The sequence below is a fragment of the Novosphingobium sp. SG754 genome (assembly GCF_013149315.1).
Taxonomy (GTDB): Bacteria; Pseudomonadota; Alphaproteobacteria; order Sphingomonadales; family Sphingomonadaceae; genus Novosphingobium; species Novosphingobium capsulatum.
The window spans coordinates 1-4,057 of the sequence record NZ_JABGCC010000025.1 but is presented as its reverse complement, the minus strand read 5'-3'; the positions used below and the strand labels follow the sequence as shown (position 1 = coordinate 4,057).

The 4,057-nt window shown below is 61.1% G+C and carries 4 protein-coding genes and 1 pseudogene; 1 reads left to right on the top strand and 4 read right to left on the bottom strand.

Going from position 1 to position 4,057, the window contains the following annotated elements; genetic code table 11:
* Positions 1–94 (top strand): annotated as a pseudogene (locus FHW97_RS21890) (IS5/IS1182 family transposase); the annotation flags it as partial.
* On the opposite strand, the gene FHW97_RS21885 reads toward FHW97_RS21890, so the two are convergent.
* From FHW97_RS21885 to FHW97_RS21870, 4 genes are all read right to left on the bottom strand, one after another.
* Positions 91–1,029 (bottom strand): hypothetical protein, encoded by a 939-nt coding sequence (locus FHW97_RS21885; protein ID WP_171799749.1) that lies wholly within the window; start codon positions 1,027–1,029, stop codon positions 91–93. The pseudogene FHW97_RS21890 and the gene FHW97_RS21885 sit on opposite strands and share 4 nt — an antisense overlap.
* Positions 1,026–1,931, bottom strand: coding sequence for a hypothetical protein (locus FHW97_RS21880; protein ID WP_171799748.1), 906 nt, complete (start codon positions 1,929–1,931; stop codon positions 1,026–1,028). Before FHW97_RS21880 ends, FHW97_RS21885 begins: the two co-directional genes overlap by 4 nt.
* A 556-nt stretch (positions 1,932–2,487) precedes the next feature.
* Positions 2,488–3,687 carry an IS91 family transposase gene (locus tag FHW97_RS21875; protein WP_171799747.1) on the bottom strand — a complete coding sequence of 400 codons (1,200 nt, stop codon included), beginning with the start codon at positions 3,685–3,687 and terminating at the stop codon, positions 2,488–2,490.
* A 4-nt stretch (positions 3,688–3,691) separates the two neighbouring features.
* The coding region (locus FHW97_RS21870) for a tyrosine-type recombinase/integrase (protein WP_171799746.1) at positions 3,692–4,057 on the bottom strand (366 nt) is incomplete at its 5' end.

Below are 4,057 nucleotides of genomic sequence, written 5' to 3'. Positions count from 1 at the left end.
AACTCGCTACGACAAGCTGGCCGAAAACTTCCTCGCCATGGTCCAACTGGCCTCAATGCGGCTGTGGCTCCGTGTTTATGAGTCTACAGCCTAGAAGAACGATTTGTCCCAAAGCACGAAAGCGTATTGAACGATGTTGAAATCCCGCTTCAATTGCGCGCCAAACGCGTACCAGCGCCCAATCGGGTCATCGCCTAAGGCATCTAGAGTCGCGTCATCGCCATAGACCTCGGCGATCAATTCCTTGAGCAAGCCCTGACTTTCTTCGATCGAGACCTTGCCACCCTCGCCTTGAGCCCGCTCGAACTCGCGCGCCATGAACGTGGCGAGTGAGGCGGATGCGTTCTCGGGGAGCACGGTCGGCTCGTGGAAGCACAAGTCCCGCCCTTGTTCGTTAAAGCTGTAGTGATGCTTGGGCGAAGTGACCGTGACGTGCGGCGGGATTGTCACGTGCTCCGCGAGGATCGGGATGCTATCGAAGCTGGCGGGGCTGCCGTAGTGGTGCATCAGAAAGTCGCGGTAGTACCACGGTGTGCGCCGCCAGAACGACAGGAGGTGAAAAAGGCCGGACCGGTGGACCGCTGACCGATAGGCGGCATGATCGAGAAACAGCGGACAGACATAGGCCGCTTCGCCGAGCCCACGTGCGACCAGCCGCCGACGCAATCGAAAGAGAATATTGTGTTGGAAATCGCTCTGGCTCGGTTTCTTGCTGCGCAGGCCGAAGAAGAGGGCACGAGGCGAACTGCCGACGCCGAGCTTGGTTCGATCGGTGATGATGCGCGAGTTGCTGCGCTCAGGATAGGCCGAAGGCCGCTTGAACTGCATGAAGAAGGGCCTGAAGCCACGGATTGCGCCGTTCAACCGTGCGTCGGCGCCTAGATACCGTTCCTTCGAGCGGGAGATCACCTCGATCGAGAAGCGCGCTCCCCGAAAGCTCAAGAGCGTGAGGAAGCGCTCGAGCACAACCGCGACATTGTCCTCGGTGTAGTCGGCTTCTTCGAGGAGGGAGCCCGACGATTTGGTCATAACGGGTCGTAAATCCGGGCGGGATGATAATGCCCCACAATATGCTTGCCCGGCAGATCGACCGCCAGGCTGAGCGCTGACCCTGCGCCGTCGCTAAGTGCGTGCGACGGCTCCCCGATAAGCTCACAGAATAGAAATTCGAGTATAGAGCCCGCGAACTCTTCGAGTGTAGAGTGCTGCATCATCGCTATCGGAATGTCGCAGACGAACATCGTCGGTCGACCGATCGATTTGAGCACACGCTGGGCATCAAAGCGGCTGACCAGCCGGAGACCTAAACAGTAGAGGTATTCTCCGCCGTAAACGAGATAGTGACCGCAACCGCCGTTACGCGTAATCAGGCTACGCTCATCCGCACAGAAATAGAGCCTACCCTCGCGACCGCCCGAAAGGTTGCGCGCATCCATATCGGCGATCGCCGCGTCGATTTTATCCTCGGTCACCCAAGCGAACTCAGGGGTCATAAACAGCGCGCGAGCCCGATTTTCGGCCTCGTCGGCGCGCAGACAGCGTAAGCCATGTTCATAAAATGGCGCGAGATCGTCGGTGCGTGTGCCATGCGCTGCCCGGAAAGCGCGATATTCCCCTGCCAGCCGATCGGCAAGTAGTGACTTCATTTCGACGTCGCGGCCAGAGGTATGAAGCACGATCTCATTGAGCCAGCTCAGATCATCGGAAACAACATATTCGGGCGGCCGTCGAGTGAAAGTGGCCTTCACCTCGTGGGTGATGTAGTCGCTGATCAGTCGCCAGACACGCTCACGCCAGCTATCGACTTCTGGAAAACAGAAAACGTCTCGCGGCAATGCGCCACGTTCGGCCAAGCTTTCGGGCATGGCACGCTTTTCATGCCCCTCTTTCATCGCGCCGGCGTATCGGCAATTGGCCCATTGATAAGTCATAGAGGTCGGAATCCTATCTGCCATGCGCGGTTGGCGACAAGAGAAGATATATAGAGCGATACGAAAACCTGTCTGCGGTCAGAACCGGCGGTACGCCGCGCACGCGAGTCATGACTTTACCGATTCCAAAGATAAATAGCGCACTCGACACGATCCTAACAGGCGAACTCAGCCTTCCAATATACTGGTCGGGCAAACGCTTGTCGGATTCTATGGAGAGCTGCCATTCGACCTCTCGCTGCGGAACGTCGGCTTTGTCGAAGGGTTTCGGGCGCCGGCAGGCGTACGAAAGTCTTGCAAGTACGACCCGCGGTGAGGCTCGCACAGGTCTATGGGTAAAAGGGCTTTGGTGTGGATTGGGGTGACTGAAGCAAGCCTACCGGCCAGCCCGTGACGGGCGGAACAGCATGGAAGTCAGTTGGCCATTGTGCTCGTCGCGCCGCTGATCCTGCTGGGAATGAGCCCAGTTTTGACTGTGCTGGCGGCGTCGACACACCTATCCCCATGGGCCGGGGTGCAACGTTCACGGCCATCATGGAGGGTAAGCCATGCCGGATCATGGCGTGGTCTTCCGGGTCGGCGGCGCCGATTGCGGGGGAGCGCGGGGCTGGCACCAGCGAGCGAAGTCTTCGATAATGGTCATGTGCCCGCCGCAACATGGGCATGGCGGGCGACGATCGGGCGGTTCGTCGGGTTCGGTGTCGGTCTCCTCAATCGGCGCGGCGACGCCAAGCAAGCTGCGGGCCAGCGCCATGGCTTCTTTGTGCGTTGAACTGGCAAGCAGGCCGTAATGCCGGATGCGGTGGAAGCCGCGCGGCAGGAAGTGGATCAGAAAGCGGCGGATGAACTCGTCGGTGGCCAGCGTCGTGACCTGCTGGCGCTGCTCCCCGTCGCGGCGATAATCCTTGTACCGGAACGTCACGCCAGTCTCGTCGAAGGCAATGAGGCGCCGGTTCGAGATGGCAACGCGGTGCGTGTAGCGCGAGAGATAGGCCAGCACGGCCTGTGGTCCGGCGAAGGGCCGCTTGGCATAGACCACCCAGCGCTTCTTCCCGATTGGCGATAGATGCCGCAGGAAGGCCTTGCGTGTGGTGAGGCCCGCCAAGGTGCTGAAGAAGGACAGCTTGCCGGCATCGAACAGCGCCAAGAGACGCGTGAGGAACAGGCGGCGGAACAAGGCGCCCAGCACGCGCACCGGCAGCAGGAACGTGGGGCGCGATGATATCCATCGCGTGCCGTCGAGCGCAATGCCACCGCCCGGGACGATCATGTGCACATGCGGATGGTGGGTGAGTGCGGATCCCCACGTATGCAGCACGGCGGTGATCCCGATCCGCGCGCCGAGGTGTTTGGGATCAGCGGCGATGACCAGCATGGTGTCCGCAGCCGCGCGGAACAGCAAGTCATAGACTACTGCCTTGTTCTGCCACGCGATATCCGCGATCTCGGCGGGCACGGTGAACACGACGTGGAAGTAGCCCACCGGCAAAAGATCGGCCTCGCGCGCGGCGAGCCAGGTGCGCGCGGCAGCGCCCTGGCATTTGGGGCAATGCCGGTTGCGGCAGGAGTTGTAGGCGATCCGCCAGTGCCCGCAGTCATCGCAGGCCTCGACGTGACCGCCCAGCGCGGCGGTGCGGCAATTCTCAATCGCCGTCATGACCTTGAGCTGGCCGAGGCTCAGATGCCCGGCGTGGGCTGAGCGATACGCGGGCCCGGCGCTACGGAAGATATCGGCGACCTCGAGCGAGGCGCGCACCGGCTCAGCCGGGAGGAGCCAACTGCGGCTCGAGCAGCGTCGTCAACTTGTCCAGCGGACTGATGACCGCGCGCACAGTTCGAGTTGCGACCGTGGTGTAGAAAGCGGTGGTCTCGAGGTTCGCATGCCCGAGCAGCGCCTGGATGATTCGAATATCGACGCCGTCTTCCAACAGATGCGTGGCGAAGCTGTGTCGCAGAGTGTGCGGGCCGACACGCTTTTTGATACCCGCAGCTTCGGCAGCATCGACAACGATCCGATGGAGCTGCCTGGTGCTAAGCGGCTTGAGATAGTGCATGCCCGGGAACAGCCAGCCATCGGCGTGCATGACGCCCTGCTTGCGGCCAACCGTCCACCACTCGCGCAAAAG

Excerpts from the sequence above, each read along its gene's own strand:
- FHW97_RS21885 (WP_171799749.1), bottom strand. The coding sequence starts at position 1,029 with ATGACCAAATCGTCGGGCTCCCTCCTCGAAGAAGCCGACTACACCGAG.
- FHW97_RS21880 (WP_171799748.1), bottom strand. The coding sequence starts at position 1,931 with ATGACTTATCAATGGGCCAATTGCCGATACGCCGGCGCGATGAAAGAG.